This window comes from Photobacterium salinisoli, from assembly GCF_003614885.1.
GTDB classification, from domain to species: domain Bacteria; phylum Pseudomonadota; class Gammaproteobacteria; order Enterobacterales; family Vibrionaceae; genus Photobacterium; species Photobacterium salinisoli.
In genome coordinates, this window is sequence record NZ_QZMS01000003.1 from 50,222 (window position 1) to 67,872 (window position 17,651).

Consider the following 17,651-nt stretch of genomic DNA (forward strand, 5'->3'; position numbering starts at 1 on the left):
AAATCATACACTTAAAATATATAACCAAAAATAACCCTTGATCCTGAAAAGATCATCAAGTGTGGAAAAAGTTATCAGATGGCAGTGTAATCGGTCAAAGCGATGTCAAATTCCCCAAGGTTGAACAAAAAGGAGGCCAAGATGAAAAAGGTTGCAGTGATATTAAGCGGTTCCGGTGTCTTTGACGGCAGCGAGATCCATGAAGCTGTGCTGGCGCTGTACGCCATAGAGCAGGCAGGTGCCAGCTGGCACTGCTTCGCCCCGAACGTGGATCAACACCATGTGATTAACCATATTACCGGCGAGCCCATGGATGAAACACGCAATGTACTGATCGAAGCCTCGCGCATTGCCCGGGGACAGATCCAGGATGTGGCTGAATTAAGCGCACATGACTTCGATGCCCTGCTGCTGCCGGGTGGCTTCGGTGCAGCCAAAAACCTGTCAGACTTCGCCTTCAGCGGCGCATCCTGCCAGATCCACCCCGAGGTCAAACGTGCCTGCCAGGAATTTGCCCGGGCGCAGAAACCGGCCGCTTATCTGTGCATTGCACCGGTCTTGATCCCCCAGATTTATGGTAAGGGCGCAAAAGGCACTATAGGACATGAAAAAGAAGTGGCCAGTGCATTTCGCGCCATGGGCGGCGATCATATTGACTGCCCTGTCGATGAGTTTGTGCTGGATCAGGAACGCTGTTTGTTAAGCACTCCGGCTTACATGCTGGCAGGCTCAATCTCAGAAGCGGCCAGCGGGATCAACAAGCTGGTGCAGCAACTGGTCAAAATGGCCTGAAAAAGAAAAAAGCGGCGCTTTATACAAGCGCCGCTCAGCAGAAGAGATCATTGTCTTTAGCCCTACACCAAAAACCTGACCAAGCTGTATTACTGGAAGCAATGTGAGCAATGTCGTGCCTTCATACGGAAACTGCTACTGCTTTCTTCCCGCTGAGTGCAAGTTAATAATAACTATTCTCATTACCTTTGCAAGCATTAATTGATAATAATTTTCATTCACTAATAAATTCAATACCTTCATCTGCTTGTCACTTGCCCAGCTCTCTTCTGGCAGATACAAAAGAAAAAGCGGTGCTTGAAAACAAGCACCGCTAAGCAAAAGTCGACAGCATATTCAGCCCTACACTCAATATCTGCCCTCGCTAAAGTACACTGGAAGCAATGTGAGCAATGTCGTGCTATCAGACCAGAAACGCCTTGCTGTTCGTTTCTCGCTGAAAGCAAGTTAATAATAACCATTCTCATTTATTGATCAAGCATTATTTGCGAATAATTTTCATTTACTCTATTTATCCCAACTTTTCACGAAATGCAGGCGGTAATCCTCAATGCCGTCTTTCTTCTCCATATGCTCTATCTGGTAACCGTTTCTCAGTAACAATCTCAGCATCGAAGGGTAACGGTTACGGGATTTGACTCTCAGCTCCAGATAGCCCTGCTCTTTTACCCAGGCTTCCTGAGTGCTCATCAGAGCCTGAGCCACCCCATTGTGACGCCCTTCGGCGACCACGCCGCCAAGCCAGCTGTAATAACAGGTTTCCGACAGGCTATAGCCAATTTTCACGCCTATCAGTTCACCCTCTTGCTCCGCCACCAGAATCAAAGGGCAACGCCCGCGCACCCGGGTTGCCAGGCTGTGCTCTGTCTCAGGATGATCAAATTCTTGAATTCTGGCCAGTACGCTTGCCGCCTCAGCCAGACTGGCTTCTCGTATTTTCATCACAGCTCCCACACTCAGTTTTGGCTCACAAAAAAGCCGGCGCTTGCCGGCTTTGAGTTTATGACAGCCCCTGCGAGGGCTCAAGCTGAGGCCGCAGCCGGGTCAGACGCTTGACCAGATAATTGAGCAGTACGCCGTACATAGGCACGAACAAACCCAGGCTGATAATGAGCTTCACGCCGTAATCCACAAGGGCAATTTCCACCCAGTGCTCAGCCATGAAAGCATCCGGGCTCTGGTAAAAGGCGATAGCAAAGAAAGCAATAGTATCTATAGCATTACCGAATACCGTCGAGCAGGTGGGCGCTATCCACCATTGCTTGCATTGGCGCAGGCGGTTGAACACGGAAACATCCAGGATCTGTCCCAGCAGATAAGCCATAAAGCTGGCAATCGCGATCCGGGCCACAAAGAGGTTAAACTCGCCCAGCGGCGCGATCCCCTGAAACGCCCCCTGATAGAAAACCACAGAGAGGAAATAAGACACGGCCAAAGCCGGCAGCATAACCCGGGTAATAATCTTACGCGCCATGCTGGCACCGTAAATACGTACCGTCAGATCGGTGGCCAGAAAAATAAACGGGAAGGTAAAAGCCCCCCAGGTAGTATGGACACCAAACAAGGTAAAAGGGATCTGAACCAGATAGTTGCTGGAAGCAATGATCACCAGGTGGAACAGTACCAGAATCCACAGAGCCTGGCGCTGCTGGGCCGGCGAGAAAGGAGAAGTCGTCATCAACAGACCTTTTTGTCAAATGGGGGCGAGGGAACCCAAACACACCAACAGCACATTTTATGTACAGCGCTGTCACCAAAGGCGCTGATTATACAGTAACCAATCCGACTGCCAAGACACCACAGGGTATGGCAAACGTTTGCTGTTAAAATTTGATTAGTGAGTCAACTTTTCAAGCCAGCTTGCCAGAAATGCCAGGGTGTCGCTGTCATCCCGGCTGAGTAATTCCAGCCACATCGCCGCACTGTAATGCTCGCCTTTCAGCATCATCCGGCAACCTTCAAAATCGATCAGCCAGATATGTAAATCGGCATTGGCCTCTTTTTCTACTACGCTCGCCCCCAGCACAGTGACCAGCGCCTGCGCGACATCGGCAAAGCTGTCATAGTCAAAATCCGGGGTCAGCAGATGCAGACAACCCTGTGCGTGGTCGAACTCGCGAACGCCAAAACGGATGTCAGTCGAATAAATCATAGGGTGCCCTTCCAATATCCGCCGCTGCCGGGCGGTTATGGTGTAAGTAAGTGTGTATTAGCGTATCAAAGCATAAGCAAGGCATAGCAATGGGCAAAGATTCGTGGTCTTATCGCCCGGTTGCCTTGACGGCCAGGAGGCCTAGCCGGGTAACACTGTGGTGATGAATTGCATTCTCACCCCAATACGCAAGCTGTTTTGTAGTACACAAAATCCCGGATTTTGTATCTGCTACACTCTCTGCCGGATAATCAAGGATTGTCCGGTATTTTTTTGCCTCAGGCTCGGTCCGGTTAATACTCGGCAGCGGCCAGCAAATGCTCTTCGATCACAGATAAAAATACCTTGCCGTATTTTTCCAGCTTACGCTGACCGACACCGTTGACGGCCAGCAATTCCCCTTCAGACGTCGGCAAACGCTCGGCCATTTCCATCAGGCTGGCATCATTGAAGACCACATAAGGCGGCAGAGATTCTTCGTCGGCAATCGCTTTACGTACCATCCGCAGTTTGGAAAACAGTTTCTTGTCATACTGCCGTTTGAGCCGGTTGTCCTGGCGGTTATTGCCGCGCGCGCTGCTGTCAATCCGCGGCACCGCGAGCTGAAGGCTGATCTCCCCCCGCAGTACAGAGCGTGCTTTGTCAGTCAGCTGCAGGGTGGAGCTGTTGACTATGTTCTGGGTCAGGAAGCCGCGGTGGATCAGCTGGCGCACAATACTGACCCAGAATTCATGGCTGTGTTCGCGGCCAATGCCGTAGGTGCTGAGCTTGTCATGCCCCTGCTCCCGGACTTTGGCATTTTGCAGGCCGCGCAGTACATCGACCACATGATGCACCCCAAAACGCTGATTCACCCGATAGACACAGGACAGCGCCTTCTGCGCCATTTCCAGTGCCTCAAAATGCTGGGGCGGATCAATACAGATATCGCAGTTACCACAGGCGTGCTCACTGTGCTCGCCAAAGTAATGCAGCAGTACCTGGCGGCGACAGGTCTGTGCCTCGGCAAACGCCCCCATGGCATTGAGCTTATGACTTTCGACCTGCTTTTGCGGGCCTTCCTCTTTTTCATCCAGACAGCGGCGCAACCAGGCCAGATCTGCCGGGTCATAAAACATCACAGCTTCGGCGGGCAGGCCATCGCGCCCGGCCCGGCCGGTTTCCTGATAATAGGATTCGATATTGCGTGGAATATCAAAATGCACCACGAAGCGGACATTGGGTTTATTAATCCCCATACCGAAGGCCACAGTGGCGGCGACGACCTGAATGTCATCACGCTGGAACCCTTCCTGCACCCGGATCCGCTCGTCGTGTTCCAGCCCGGCATGATAAGCCGCTGCGCGTATCCCCTGCTCGGTGAGCTTCTCGGCCACCTGTTCCACTTTCTTGCGGCTGTTACAGTAAATAATCCCGCTCTGGCCCCGCACGCTGGCTAAAAAGCGCACCAGCTGCGCCATCGGCTTGTACTTTTCCTGCAGGGTATAGCGGATATTGGGGCGGTCAAAGCTGCCCAGATGCGTAAAAGGCGCATCCAGCGCCAGCCGGTTCATGATGTCCTGCCGGGTGGTGTCGTCTGCCGTGGCGGTCAGGGCAATGACAGGCATGGTGGGAAAGTGCTGCTTGAGCATGCCCAAAGAGGCATACTCTGGCCGAAAATCGTGCCCCCACTGGGAAATACAGTGTGCTTCATCCACGGCAAGCAGGCTGACCGGTAAACCGCTGAGCCGGTCGATAAAATCCCGGCTCACTACCCGTTCCGGCGACACGTACACCAGCTTGAGCGTGCCGTCTGCCATCCCCTGCCAGGTAGACTGTATTGCGTCCGCGGACATGGTGGAATTGAGGCACCCCGCTGCCACGCCATTGGCCTGCAGCTGGTCGACCTGATCTTTCATCAGTGAAATTAACGGGGAGATGACCAGAGTCAGCCCTTCACGCATCAGCGCCGGGATCTGATAACAGAGCGACTTGCCGCCCCCGGTCGGTAAGATCACCAGGCAATCACGGCCAGATGCCACTGCCTCGATCACTGCCTGCTGGCCGGGCCGGAAAGACTGGTAGCCAAACACCTGCTGCAGAATCTGCTCGCTGCTGGCGGATGAAACGGCACGGCTGAGATCAGGGGTTGAGGCGGACATGACTTCACTCTTGATTGACACAGCCGGCTATTCTATACCATTCAGATCCCGGATGGGAGCGCCAGCCTCACGGTAACCGCGCCAGCAAAAGAAGTCGCTGGTCATTTTGATCTGGCTGGCATTATACTGCCCATCCGGGCATATCTAGCGCAATGCCCATACCTTCCTCTCAATATTGACCATAACGTACTGGAATAGCATGGACGAGCAAGCAAAAACGACCCAACGCGGGGTCATACTGGCGATCGCCGCCTACACCATGTGGGGCATTGCACCGATTTACTTTAAGATGCTGCAAAGCGTCAGTCCGCTGGAAATCCTCAGCCACCGCATTCTCTGGTCTTTCTTTTTTCTGGCGGGATTACTCTTTCTTGGCAAGGGCTGGGGCAAAGTCCGCCAGGTGCTCAAACAACCCAAAGTCCTGCTGATGCTGCTCGCCAGCTCAGTCATTATAGGGGCCAACTGGCTGATCTTTATCTGGGCGGTCAACAGCAACTATATGCTCGATGCCAGCCTGGGCTATTTCATCAATCCGCTGCTGAATGTGTTGCTGGGTATGGTGTTTCTGGGCGAGCGCCTGCGCCCTCTGCAATGGCTGGCTGTGGTGCTGGCCGCCGGCGGCGTACTGGTACAGTTAATCCACTTCGGCTCCCTGCCCTGGGTCGCCTTGGTGCTGGCGGCCAGTTTTGGTGTCTACGGCCTGCTGCGCAAAAAGGTCAATCTGGATGCCCAGACCGGCCTGTTCATGGAAACCAGCATCCTGCTGCCACTGGCACTGGGTTATGTGTTGCTGTTCGCCAGCAGCCCGACCTCAAACTGGACGCTGAATAGCCTGGATACCAACCTGCTGCTGATGGCGGCAGGTATAGTCACCACACTGCCCTTGCTGTGCTTTACCGGCGCGGCCACCAAGCTCAAGCTGTCGACCTTGGGTTTTTTCCAGTACATAGGTCCCAGCCTGATGTTCCTGCTGGCCGTCGCCGTGTACGGTGAGCAATTCAGTGCCGACAAGAGCCTGACATTTGCCTGCATCTGGGTTGCGCTGGTGCTGTTCAGCTACGATGGCATCAAGGGTCACCGCCAGAGCCGCAAGAAAGCCCAAATCGCCTGACGCTGCCCGCCCGCTTGCCACTTCACACACAGATTGCTCACACCCGTGGGCAATCTGTGTTAAAAACACCTAATCTTATTGACTGATTCCAAACCATTTTCAGAAGGATAAGCCATGAAAAGGACTTCCCTTGCGCTGGCTCTGACCTGCGCCTTGCTCTCCGCCTCTGCCTACAGTGAACAAGCCACAGATCTCATCGCCCCGGAAGGGGCCACGGGCTTTCAGCGTAACGCGCAGGTCACAGGTAAAGAGTGGATGATCGCCACTGCCAACCCGTATGCCAGTGATGCCGGGGCCGCTATGCTGGCCAAAGGCGGCAATGCCATTGATGCCATGATTGCCGCGCAGCTGGTGCTGGGGCTGACCGAGCCGCAATCATCCGGTTTGGGAGGCGGGGCATTTCTGGTCTACTGGGACAATAAAGAAGAAGCCCTGACCACCTTCGACGGCCGTGAAACGGCCCCGGCCGAAGTCACGCCGCAGCTGTTCCAGGATGAAAACGGCAAGCCTTTAGCTTTCTACGATGCTGTGGTCGGTGGCCGCTCTGTCGGCACACCAGGCACAGTCAAACTGATGTGGCATACCCACCAGCGTTTGGGCAAATTGGCCTGGAAAGATCTGTTTGAACCCGCCATTACCCTGGCCCGTGACGGCTTTACCGTCAGCCCGCGACTGGCGCAATTAGTGCAGGAAGACAGCGAACGCCTGCAGCGCTGGCCGACCACCAAAGCCTACTTCTTCCCGAACGGGCAGGCGCTGAAAGCCGGGGAAACCCTGAGGAATCCGGCCTATGCCGATACCCTGCAGCAAATTGCCGAACGCGGCGCCAGTGCCTTTTATCACGGTGAGATTGCCAAAGACATAGTCAAAACCGTGCGCAACGCTGAAGGCAATCCCGGGGTGCTCAACACCATGGATCTGGCCACCTATCAGGTCAAAGAACGCCCGGCGGTCTGCGCACCGTATCGCCAGTATGAGGTCTGCGGCATGGGACCGCCCAGTTCCGGGGCCCTGACGCTGGGTCAGATCCTGGGGATACTGAGTCATTTTCCGATGAAAGAACTGGGACCGCAAAAAGCCCTGAGCTGGCATTTGATCGGCGATGCATCCCGTCTCGCCTTTGCTGATCGCGGCCGCTATATGGCCGACAGCGATTATGTCCCTATGCCGACCGAGGGGCTGTTGGACAAAGATTACCTCAGTCAGCGCGCCGGCCTGCTGAAAAGCAGCCAGGCTTTACAAGAGGTCAGTGCGGGATTGCCGCCCTGGTCGCACGCCGTGAATTACGGCCAGGATAATGCGCTTGAGCTCCCCTCCACCAGCCACCTGGTGGTCGTCGACACAGACAGAAACGTGCTGTCGATGACCACCACGATTGAGAACGGCTTTGGCTCCCGCCTGATGGTACGCGGCTTTCTGCTCAACAATGAGCTGACCGACTTTTCATTCAGCAGCCACGACCATGGTGTCCCGATTGCCAACCGGGTCGAACCCGGTAAACGGCCGCGTTCGTCCATGGCGCCAACCATAGTGCTGAAAGACGACCAGCCGGTACTGGCCATCGGTTCGCCGGGCGGCAGCCAGATCATCGGCTATGTCGCCAAAACTCTGATAGCTCACCTCGACTGGGGATTGAGCCTGCAGCAGGCGATTGATCTGCCCAACATGAACAATCGCTTCGGCCCGTTCGAGCTGGAGCAGGGAACCAGTGCTGAGCACTGGGCGCCGGAGCTGGAAAAACTGGGCTTTGAGGTTCAGATCAAGCCGCTCAACTCAGGTGTTCAGGCGATCGGCCTGTTCCGCGGACAGCTCAACGGGGCCGCCGATCCTCGCCGGGAAGGCAAAGTGGTCGCGCAGTAAGCGGCCCTATCTCGTCAGGCAGGATCAAAAACGCGCCGTCTCCTCAGGAGAGCGGCGCGTTTTTTTCAAGCCATCAATGAGAATTTACATGGCTTCCAGCTTGGCGTACTGAGTGACCAGCCACTTGATGCCCTCACCGTTGAAAGCCACCTGAACCCGGCTCTGGGCGCCACTGCCTTCAAAATTGATAATGGTCCCTTCGCCGAATTTCGGGTGCTGGACCCGCTGGCCCAGATTAAAGCCGGTCTGATTAAAGTTATCGTTGACCTGGGTCTGGCTGAAACGGCCGCCGGTGGACGGACGCGACACCTGCGCTTTCATCCGCACTTCTTCGATAAACTCTTCCGGAATTTCCCGGACAAAGCGCGACACTTTGTGGAAATTGTCTTTACCGTACAAACGCCGCATTTCGGCATGGGTAATGTAGAGTTTTTCCATCGCCCGCGTCATTCCGACGTAGCACAAACGGCGCTCTTCTTCGAGACGGCCATGCTCTTCTGAGGTGCGAAAGCTCGGGAACATCCCTTCTTCGACCCCCACCATAAAGACCACAGGAAATTCCAGCCCTTTGGCACTGTGCAAGGTCATCAACTGCACGGCATCATCAAATTCATCGGCCTGCCCTTCACCGGCTTCCAGCGCGGCATGCGACAGAAAGGCCGCCAGCGGGCTCATTTCTTCGGCTTCTTCCGGCACTTCAAACTGCCGGGTAGCGGTCACCAGCTCTTCCAGGTTTTCAATCCGAGCCTGGGCTTTCTCGCCCTTTTCCTGCTCGTACATGGCCCGCAGCCCCGACGCGCGAATGACTTCATCGGTCTGCTGATACAACGGCAGGTCGCGAGTATCGTCTTCCAGTGCATTCACCAGCTCGACAAACCGGCGCAGTGAATTGGCAGCCCGACCTGCCAGCACTTTTTCGTCCAGCAACTCGACACTGGCCCGCCACATTGTCATCCCGCGATCGCGGGCGGCCATACGTATGGTATCGAGAGTACGCTCGCCCAGCCCCCGGGTCGGGGTATTGACCACCCGCTCAAACGAGGCATCATCATTGCGGTTGGCGATCAGTCGCAGGTACGACAGCGCATCTTTGATTTCCTGCCGCTCGAAGAAGCGCATGCCACCGTAAATCCGGTACGGCATACCCGCCTGAATTAACGCTTCTTCCAACACCCGCGACTGGGCATTGCTGCGATACAGCATGGCCGTGTCATTGAGCGCACCGCCACTGTCCTGCCAGCTTTTGATCTTACCCACCACAAACCGGGCTTCATCCAGTTCGTTAAAGGCAGAGTAAACGGAAATTTTTTCCCCTTCGCTGCCGTCGGTCCACAGATTCTTGCCCATCCGCTCATTGTTATGGGCAATCAGGGCGTTGGCGGCCTGAAGAATATTGCCGGTTGAACGGTAGTTCTGCTCCAGGAAAATACTGGAGGTGTTGGAAAACTCGCGCAGAAAGCGTTGGATATTTTCGACCTTGGCGCCACGCCAGCCATAGATAGACTGGTCATCATCACCGACTATCATTACATGGCATGCCGGGCCGGCCATCAGGCGCAGCCAGGCAAACTGGATATTGTTGGTATCCTGAAACTCGTCCACCAGTATGTGCTTGAAGCGGGCCTGATAATGCTCGCGGATATGCTTGTTGTATTTGAGCAGCTCAAAGGCGCGCAGCAGCAATTCGGCAAAATCGACCAGACCGGCGCGATCACAGGCTTCCTGATACGCGGTATAGAGCTTCAGCCAGGTCTGTTCAACCGGGTCGTTAAAGGTTTCGATATGCGACGGGCGCAGCCCCTCATCTTTCTTACCATTGATATACCAGGCCGCCTGACGGGCCGGCCACTGCTTTTCATCCAGGTTCTGGGCTTTGATCAGGCGGCGCAGCAGGCGCATCTGATCATCAGAATCGATGATATTGAAATCTTCCGGCAGCTTGGCATCGAGATAATGGGCGCGCAGCATGCGGTGGCTCAGGCCGTGAAAGGTACCGTTCCACATTCCGGCGCAGTTACCCTGCATCAGCGCATTGATACGTCCGCGCATCTCTGCCGCCGCTTTGTTGGTAAAGGTGACCGACATCAGTGAGAAAGGCGAGGCTTCTTCTACCCGCAGCAACCAGGCAATCCGGTGCACCAGCACCCGTGTTTTACCACTGCCGGCGCCGGCCAGTACCAAATGATTCCCCAGCGGTGCCGCCACCGCTTCGCGTTGTTTGTCATTAAGACCATCTAACAAGAGTGAAACGTCCATCGCCTTTCTACTGGTTATTTATACACTGGCGGTGATTATAACAGCTCAGACAGAGAATGCCTGCCCTGTCGCCTGCTTCTTTCTTCACCCGCTAAAACCCAAAGCTGTTGCCGATTTTCACGATAAATCTCTCCCGGCTGAAATTTATCCGCCCGCCTGCCTTTCTAGTCTTTATAAGAGGGTCTACTCTGCAAATGAGCCACTCACTGGTGGCCGATACTGCAGGACGGACGTTCGTTCACTGTGACATCTCACTGTCTACTGAAAGAGGAATGATGATGAACAAGAGCCACTTAGCCTTAGCCACCGCCGTCTCCGGTCTGTTGATTCTGGCCGGTACACTCTCTGCACCCGCAACCGCCGCCGAGGCCAAAGAAAAATGCTACGGCGTCGCCAAAGCCGGTAAAAATGACTGCGCCACCAAAACCGGCTCCTGTGCCGGCACTGCCAAAACAGATGCTCAGAAAGACGCCTTTATCATGGTACCCAAAGGCCTGTGTGATCGTCTGGCAGGCGGCAGCACGCAAAGCAGCTAACCATGATACGAGATCATGCTTTTCAACAGGTGGGGATTGGCCTGCGAGCGCCCCACCTGAGTCTGTTTACCGCCATCGACCCGCCTGAAGTGGGCTGGCTGGAAATTCACAGCGAAAACTATTTCCACCCCGACAGCCCGTCGCGCCACAGCCTGAACCGCATCGCTGACCATACCCCGATCAGCTGCCACGGTATCGGCCTGTCGCTGGGCTCGGCTGATCCGCTGGATGTCCGTCACCTGGCTCAGCTCAAACGCCTGATCGACGATATTCAGCCCATCGCCGTGTCTGACCATTTAAGCTGGAGTTCAATCAACGGCCAGTATTTCAACGACCTGCTGCCCATTCCCTACACGGACCAAGCACTGAATGTGGTCTGCGCTAAAATTCATCAGGTACAAGAGACGCTGGGACGCCGGTTACTGCTTGAAAACCCGTCCAGCTACCTGAGCTTCAGCCATGCCACGTACACCGAGTGGGATTTTCTGGATCTTGTTCAGCAGCGTACCGGCTGCGGCCTGCTGCTGGACCTCAATAACATTTATGTCAGCAGTTTCAATCACGGTTTTGACTGTGCCACCTATCTGGCAGCGCTGAACCCTGACGCCGTCAAAGAAATCCATCTGGCTGGCTTTACGGTCAAACAACTTGATGAAGGTGAGATCTGGATTGATACCCACAGCCGCCCGGTCAGTGACCCCGTCTGGCAACTGTACCGGGACTGGGTGCAAACGCACGGTTCAGTGCCAACCCTGATCGAATGGGACCTCGACATTCCCCCGCTCGAAGTGCTGCTGGGCGAAGCCGACAAGGCCCGCCAGATTCTGCGTGAAATCCCCCCTGGCGGAGACGAGCATGAAAGACGACGTGCCTGATCTGGCCACCCTGCAGACGCATTTTGCCCAGGCCTTACAATACCGGCCAAGCGATGTCGCCGACCTGATCAGCGATAACCTTTTCAGCGCCGAACAACGGCTGCAAATCTACCGCAACAACTTTGTGATCAGCCTGAGCGAAGTACTGGAAGCCACCTATCCGGCCGTAAAAGCCGTGGTGGGTGAGGCGTGTTTTTCTGCGCTGGCCCGCCAGCATATTCTGACCACACCGTTGGAGCAGGGCGATGTCAGCCATTATGGCGGCGGTTTTGACCAGACGATTTGTGCTCAGCCATCACTGGTTGATGCTGTGCCCTATCTCACCGACCTGGCGGCCTTAGAGTGGCTGGTCGACCGGGCGTCCATGTACGATGCGGCCCTGGCGCCGTTTCCGCTGGAAAAACTACAGGGGCTGACAGAGCAGCGTCTGGCTGAAGCCAGATTACTCCCTCAGCCTGCCTGCTGGTTACTGGACAGCGACTATGCGGTTGCCTCGCTGTGGCTGGCAATACGCGATGATCAACTGGACGGATTGACCATCCAGACACGTGAATCTGCCATAGTGCTGCCCGGACCGGCCGTGATTGCCACCACTCAGGCGGGAATCGCACTGGTGCATCTGGCGCGGCAACATCAGCCACTGAAACAGGCCAGCCAGGAGATGCTGGCCGTGCTGGGGGAGCTGATTGCGGCACAGGTTTTTTGCGATATCCACTATGCTGATGATATGTAATCAAAATATTCAGCACTTCAGTATCAACGCCACCTCGGCGCTGCACTGAAGATCAGGAGGCTGACATGCTCTACCGTATTAAAGATCTTGATACCCGGTTCAGCCGTATACTGGCGCCGCTGACGCCCCTGCTGCTGTTATTCACCCGGTTATGGGTCGCCTGGGTCTTTTTCAACTCGGGCATGATCAAATACCAGAGCTGGGACAGCACCCTGTATCTGTTTGAATATGAATATCAGGTTCCCCTGCTGCCCTGGCGAATCGCCGCCTATCTGGGTACGGCGACAGAGCTGATAGTGCCGGTCTTTCTGGTACTGGGTTTGCTGACCCGGCCGATGGCGCTGCTGCTGTTTGTCTTCAACATCATAGCCGTGGTGTCCTATCCGCTGCTGTGGGAGAAGGGCTTTTTTGACCATCAGCTGTGGGGCATGATGCTGCTGATCAATGTGTTCTGGGGGGCGGGACTGGTATCGCTGGATCATCTGTCCGGCCAGGCACGACGACCCAGCCGCTTACTGGAATAAGCTCACACCAGTGACAACAGCTGATCCAGAGTGTGGATTTCGACATCCGGCAACCAGGCCGCGTTAGACTCCTGATGCATCTGGCGTGACTGATCATTAAACCAGCAGGCCTGAAAACCGCTGCGGCGCGCGCCCCCCACATCGCTGATCAGGTGATCGCCGACATGAAGAATATCCGCCGCAGACACTCCCAGCAGCGCCTGAGCCTGGATAAATAAATCCGGTTCAGGTTTGGACAGGCCGTCACGCCCTGCCACCAATACCCGGGAGAAATACTGACCCAGACCGATTTTATCCGCGTCAACATTGCCATTGGTAATGGCCAGCAGCGGCACCCGTTTTGCCAGTTCGCTCAGCACGGCATGGGTCAGGTCAGGCACATCGACCTGATTTCTGACTGTGAGTACTATTTGCAAACCTTCTTCCGTGGCCTCAGAGGCCTGACTCTGCGAATAGCCGAGCCGGATCAGGCCGGTGCGCAACATGACCCGGCGCCATTCGGTGACATCGTGGCGCAACATGGGATTATCTTTGGCCAATTGGTATTTGAGCCGCTGCCAGTCGGCGGGACTCAGGGCGTCGGAAGCCGGGTGCGCGGCGGCCAGCCAGTCATACATGGCCTGTTCGGCGCGCAGAATCACCGGGTAGTTATCGTACAGGGTATCGTCCAGATCGAAGGTAAGCGCTTTGGGAGAACGAAAACTGCGGTAAAACTGCATGATACCGGCTCCTTATTTGGTTTTTTTGGCACGCGGGTGTGCCTGATCGTACACCTTGGCTAAATGCTGAAAGTCTAAATGGGTGTAGATTTGTGTGGTGCTGAGATTGGCGTGACCCAGCAGTTCCTGCACCGCGCGAAGATCGCCGCTGGACTCCAGCATGTGGGTGGCAAAACTGTGGCGCAGCTTATGCGGATTAATATGGCTGGACACCGCCTGCTTCTGGCCCCATTCGGCCATGCGTTTCTGCACGTTACGGTTGGAGATACGCTGGCCCAACTTGGACACAAACAATGCCGGCTCACCGGGAGCGGCCAGTTGTCCGCGCATTTTCAGCCAGATCCCCACCCATTCCCGGGCCAGGCCGGCAAAGGGGACAATACGCTCTTTGTCACCTTTACCTATCACCCGCAGATCGCCCTTACTCAGGCTGATATCTTTCACGTTGAGTCCAACCAGCTCAGATAAGCGCAGGCCCGCGCCATACATGAGCTCCATCATGGCACGGTCCCGGACCGACAAGGGATCATTCTCGTCGACGCTGAGCAGCTGGTCCATTTCATCGACATCCAGGTTTTTGGGCAGAGGCCGGGATTTGCGCGGGGCCGACACCCCTTTGGCCGGATTGGCCTTCAGCTCTCCCTGATGAACCAGGTAATCGAGAAAACTGCGCAGCGCGGATAAGCGCATAGCCAGGCTGCTGGCCTTGAGCCCGTCCCGCATGCCTTTGCTCGCCACCTGTCGGACCCAAGCGGCATCTAAGGTGTGCCAGTCGGAGACCCCCAGTTCGAGCAGTTGCTCAGCCACAGTGGTCAGCTGGCGCTTGTAGTTCTGCTGGGTGTGCAGACTCAGTTCCCGCTCACTGCGCAGGTACTCGTAGAAGCGGTCAAGCGAGCGGGTCAGGCTGGCCGGCAAACTCATTCAATAACCTCACGGCTGTATTCCCAGTGACGGATCAAGCGTCCCAGCACATCTGCCAACTGTGACACGAACAGGGTGTCCATCCCAGGCTGAAAATGGCCGCCATCCCGACTGGCAAAACACAGTACGCCGTCAGGCCGTTCTGATTCACCCAGCTTGAGCACGATAAATGAGCCCAGTTGGGGGGGCTGTTCGAACAGCATTTCGCTTTCGGCACTGCGCAGGCGGCCAAGATAAACATCCTGCGGGTTGAGCCGGGCGCGCCGAAACCCTTCAAACGCCTGCCGGCTCAGTGACAGCTCGGCGTCCATGCTGTCGAACAGGCGCACACTGACCTGCAAATCCAGTTCAGTCGCCAGTGCGGTCAGCACACTCAGCGCCTGGTAAATATTGTGGGTCTGAAACAATTGCTGCTGGGCACGAGCAAAGGCAGCAAATAACGCACTGTTATTGGCCGCGACAGACATCATGCCATCGATTTGCTTTTCCAGTTCCGCCACTTTAAGACGCAGCCGCTCCATCTGGCGCTCCACCAGCGAGACCGATCCTCGCTCGGCATGGGGCAGCCTGAGCTGCTCCAGCAGCTCAGGCTGCTGGATAAAAAAGTCAGGATTGGCAGTTAAATAGGCCGCAATCGCCTGCGGATTGATCGCTGTACCTTCATCATCCGCAGGGCGTTGGTTCAGTTGGGTCATCTCAGTCATCACTTGCAGGTTTGGTTAGGCTCAACGGGGCCAAACAGCCCCATCGGCAACTTGCCACTTGCCACACTTCAGAGCGTGATTTGGCCATCGAACACATGAGCAACAGGCCCGGTCATATACAGAGGCTGACCATCACCAGCCCAGCGAATATGCAAGTCGCCGCCAGGCAGGCTGACAGTCACATTGCTGTCCAGCAGCCCCTGACGCTGCCCGATAGCGACAGCCGCACAGGCGCCGCTGCCGCACGCCTGCGTTTCGCCCGCACCGCGTTCGTAGACCCGCAGGCGGACAGCAGCACGCGACACCACCTGCATGAAGCCGACATTGACCCGCTCAGGAAAACGTTCATGGCTTTCCAGCAACGGCCCGAGTGTCTCGACATCCGCCGTGTCCACATCATCCACCACAGTTACACAGTGCGGATTGCCCATGCTGGCGGCACCACAGAATACGGTGTTATCTTCCGCGCGCAGTATGTAGGTTTTTTCTTCCTGTTTGGCCTTAAACGGAATTTTTTCCGGGGTGAACTCAGGGACGCCCATGTTGACCGTCACCTGATTGTCGTTCTCCAGCTGCAGCACCATCTTGCCGGACTTGGTACTGACCGCGATACGGTACTTATTGGTCAGCCCTTTCATGGAGACAAAACGGGCAAAACAACGTGCCCCGTTACCGCACTGCGACACTTCGCTGCCATCAGCATTAAAAATGCGATAGTGAAAATCCGTCTCGGGATCATAAGGCGGCTCTACGACCAGAAGCTGATCAAAACCCACCCCGCGATGCCGATCCGCCAGACGCCTGATGGCGTCCGGGGAGAAGAAGATGTTCTGGGTCACACAGTCAACGACCATGAAATCATTGCCCAAACCATGCATCTTAGAAAATTGAAACTGCATCGGCGTTCTCTCGCTATGGGTTAAGGCAACAGGCGCTCAGACTGCCACAACTGACTCAGTGTTTCACGTTCGCGCACCACATGAGCCTGATCGCCATCCACCATAATTTCCGCCACACGCGGACGGGTGTTGTAGTTAGATGACATCACAAACCCATAGGCACCGGCAGAACGCACGGCAACCAAATCACCCTGCTCCAGTTTGAGCAGGCGCTCTTTACCAATGTAGTCGCCGGTTTCACAAATCGGGCCGACAAAATCGTATTCCAGCGGCTCGCCGTCACGCGGGACAACAGGCACTATCGCCTGCCAGGCGTGATACAGGGTCGGACGGATCAGATCATTCATGGCGGCATCGACAATGGCGAAGTTTTTGTGCTCAGTATGCTTGAGGTACTCAACACGGGTCACCAGCACGCCGGCGTTGGCGGCAATCGCACGGCCCGGCTCAAAAATCAGCTCCAGATCCATGTGATTTTCCAGTCGCTCCAGCAGGGCTTTCGCGTAATCTGAAGGCAGTGGCGGCTGCTCATCGTTGTAGGTCACGCCCAGACCGCCGCCGACATCCAGATGGCGGATCACAATCCCTTCCGCTTTCAGGGTATCAATCAGGGCCAGCAGGCGATCTGTGGCATCAATGAAGGGCGTCAGCTCTGTCAGCTGTGAACCGATATGACAGTCCATGCCAATCACATTGAGATTCGGCAGGCTGTGCGCCAGACGGTACACTTCCGGGGCACGGTCAAAGGCAATACCGAACTTGTTGTCGCGCAGGCCGGTGGAAATATAGGGGTGCGTCTTGGCATCCACATCCGGGTTGATACGCAGCGACACAGACGCCACTTTGCCCATCTCAGCGGCCACCTGATTCAGACGCTCCAGCTCAGGCTCTGATTCAACATTAAAACATTTGATGTTCAGTTCGAGCGCCCGGCGCATTTCTGCGGCGGTTTTACCGACACCGGAGAAGACAACTTTGCCGGCATCACCGCCAGCGGCAATCACCCGCTCCAGCTCGCCGACAGACACAATATCAAACCCTGATCCCAGTCGGGCCAGGACATTCAGTACCCCGAGGTTTGAGTTGGCTTTCACCGCGTAACAGATCAGATGCGGATGATCGGCCACCGCACTGTCAAACGCACGCCAGTGGCGTTCCAGAGTCGCACGAGAGTAGACATAGAGCGGCGTGCCAAAACGTTCAGCCAGGTCAGTTACTGCGATATCTTCAGCGTATAGCTGGCCGTCTTGCTGATAATTAAAATAATCCAATGTGGTCTCTTCCCTGTTATGGCCGCGGTTATTCGGTTTGCTCTGCCTGTTCGGTGTCATCAGCAGGCATATACAGCGGACCACTCTGGCCGCAGCCTGCCAATGTCAGTACTGTCAGAATAAATGTTGCTATTAAACCTGTACGCATTTTTAAAGC

General features: G+C 55.5%; 18 protein-coding genes. 7 read left to right on the plus strand and 11 right to left on the minus strand.

Going from position 1 to position 17,651, the window contains the following annotated elements:
* Positions 1–141: 141 nt before the first annotated feature.
* Entirely contained in the window at positions 142–792 is a 651-nt protein-coding gene (elbB, locus tag D6M16_RS00240; protein ID WP_120510074.1) for an isoprenoid biosynthesis glyoxalase ElbB, read from the plus strand.
* A 507-nt stretch (positions 793–1,299) separates the two neighbouring features.
* On the opposite strand, the gene D6M16_RS00245 is transcribed toward elbB, so the two are convergent.
* The 4 genes from D6M16_RS00245 to recQ form a co-directional block, all read right to left on the minus strand.
* Positions 1,300–1,734, minus strand: a complete 435-nt coding sequence (locus D6M16_RS00245) for a GNAT family N-acetyltransferase (RefSeq protein WP_120510075.1) — start codon at positions 1,732–1,734, stop codon at positions 1,300–1,302.
* A gap of 58 nt (positions 1,735–1,792) precedes the next feature.
* Positions 1,793–2,470 (minus strand): 7-cyano-7-deazaguanine/7-aminomethyl-7-deazaguanine transporter, encoded by a 678-nt coding sequence (locus tag D6M16_RS00250; RefSeq protein WP_120510076.1) that lies wholly within the window; start codon positions 2,468–2,470, stop codon positions 1,793–1,795.
* 156 nt (positions 2,471–2,626) lie between these two features.
* Entirely contained in the window at positions 2,627–2,944 is a 318-nt protein-coding gene (locus tag D6M16_RS00255; RefSeq protein ID WP_120510077.1) for a DUF3630 family protein, read from the minus strand.
* A 293-nt stretch (positions 2,945–3,237) separates the two neighbouring features.
* On the minus strand, positions 3,238–5,085 hold the full coding sequence (gene recQ / locus D6M16_RS00260) for an ATP-dependent DNA helicase RecQ (RefSeq protein ID WP_120510078.1): 1,848 nt from the start codon (positions 5,083–5,085) through the stop codon (positions 3,238–3,240).
* 199 nt (positions 5,086–5,284) lie between these two features.
* Between recQ and rarD the strand changes: the two genes are divergently transcribed.
* Together rarD and ggt are read left to right on the plus strand one after the other, a co-directional pair.
* The gene (rarD, locus tag D6M16_RS00265; RefSeq protein WP_120510079.1) at positions 5,285–6,196 is read left to right on the plus strand and encodes an EamA family transporter RarD; all 912 of its coding nucleotides are present in this window, start codon (positions 5,285–5,287) and stop codon (positions 6,194–6,196) included.
* A 114-nt stretch (positions 6,197–6,310) separates the two neighbouring features.
* Positions 6,311–8,056, plus strand: coding sequence for a gamma-glutamyltransferase (gene ggt / locus D6M16_RS00270; protein WP_120510080.1), 1,746 nt, complete (start codon positions 6,311–6,313; stop codon positions 8,054–8,056).
* A gap of 84 nt (positions 8,057–8,140) precedes the next feature.
* Here ggt and uvrD read toward each other — a convergent pair whose 3' ends face one another.
* Positions 8,141–10,312: a DNA helicase II gene (gene uvrD / locus D6M16_RS00275; protein ID WP_120510081.1), complete on the minus strand. Its 2,172-nt coding sequence runs from the start codon at positions 10,310–10,312 to the stop codon at positions 8,141–8,143.
* Positions 10,313–10,590: 278 nt separating this feature from the next.
* Here uvrD and D6M16_RS00280 point away from each other — a divergent pair, with 278 nt between their 5' ends.
* From D6M16_RS00280 to D6M16_RS00295, 4 genes are all read left to right on the plus strand, one after another.
* Positions 10,591–10,848, plus strand: a complete 258-nt coding sequence (locus D6M16_RS00280) for a BufA1 family periplasmic bufferin-type metallophore (protein WP_120510119.1) — start codon at positions 10,591–10,593, stop codon at positions 10,846–10,848.
* 2 nt (positions 10,849–10,850) lie between these two features.
* Positions 10,851–11,723 carry an MNIO family bufferin maturase gene (gene bufB, locus D6M16_RS00285; protein ID WP_120510082.1) on the plus strand — a complete coding sequence of 291 codons (873 nt, stop codon included), beginning with the start codon at positions 10,851–10,853 and terminating at the stop codon, positions 11,721–11,723.
* Positions 11,704–12,456 (plus strand): HvfC/BufC N-terminal domain-containing protein, encoded by a 753-nt coding sequence (locus D6M16_RS00290; RefSeq protein WP_120510083.1) that lies wholly within the window; start codon positions 11,704–11,706, stop codon positions 12,454–12,456. The genes bufB and D6M16_RS00290 overlap by 20 nt, the downstream gene beginning before the upstream one ends.
* Before the next feature lie 65 nt (positions 12,457–12,521).
* The gene (locus D6M16_RS00295; protein ID WP_120510084.1) at positions 12,522–12,980 is read left to right on the plus strand and encodes a DoxX family protein; all 459 of its coding nucleotides are present in this window, start codon (positions 12,522–12,524) and stop codon (positions 12,978–12,980) included.
* 2 nt (positions 12,981–12,982) lie between these two features.
* Here D6M16_RS00295 and yigB read toward each other — a convergent pair whose 3' ends face one another.
* The 6 genes from yigB to lptM all read right to left on the minus strand — a co-directional run bounded on the left by yigB (position 12,983) and on the right by lptM (position 17,642).
* The gene (gene yigB, locus D6M16_RS00300) at positions 12,983–13,699 is read right to left on the minus strand and encodes a 5-amino-6-(5-phospho-D-ribitylamino)uracil phosphatase YigB (protein ID WP_120510085.1); all 717 of its coding nucleotides are present in this window, start codon (positions 13,697–13,699) and stop codon (positions 12,983–12,985) included.
* 12 nt (positions 13,700–13,711) lie between these two features.
* Positions 13,712–14,620, minus strand: a complete 909-nt coding sequence (gene xerC, locus D6M16_RS00305; RefSeq protein ID WP_027251490.1) for a tyrosine recombinase XerC — start codon at positions 14,618–14,620, stop codon at positions 13,712–13,714.
* Complete coding sequence (locus tag D6M16_RS00310; RefSeq protein ID WP_240435497.1) at positions 14,617–15,315, minus strand: DUF484 family protein; 699 nt, start codon at positions 15,313–15,315, stop codon at positions 14,617–14,619. Before D6M16_RS00310 ends, xerC begins: the two co-directional genes overlap by 4 nt.
* A 77-nt stretch (positions 15,316–15,392) precedes the next feature.
* On the minus strand, positions 15,393–16,223 hold the full coding sequence (gene dapF, locus D6M16_RS00315; protein ID WP_120510087.1) for a diaminopimelate epimerase: 831 nt from the start codon (positions 16,221–16,223) through the stop codon (positions 15,393–15,395).
* A 20-nt stretch (positions 16,224–16,243) separates the two neighbouring features.
* Positions 16,244–17,494, minus strand: a complete 1,251-nt coding sequence (lysA, locus tag D6M16_RS00320; protein WP_046221836.1) for a diaminopimelate decarboxylase — start codon at positions 17,492–17,494, stop codon at positions 16,244–16,246.
* Between the two features lie 28 nt (positions 17,495–17,522).
* Positions 17,523–17,642 carry an LPS translocon maturation chaperone LptM gene (gene lptM, locus D6M16_RS00325; protein ID WP_036758963.1) on the minus strand — a complete coding sequence of 40 codons (120 nt, stop codon included), beginning with the start codon at positions 17,640–17,642 and terminating at the stop codon, positions 17,523–17,525.
* Positions 17,643–17,651 lie beyond the last annotated feature (9 nt).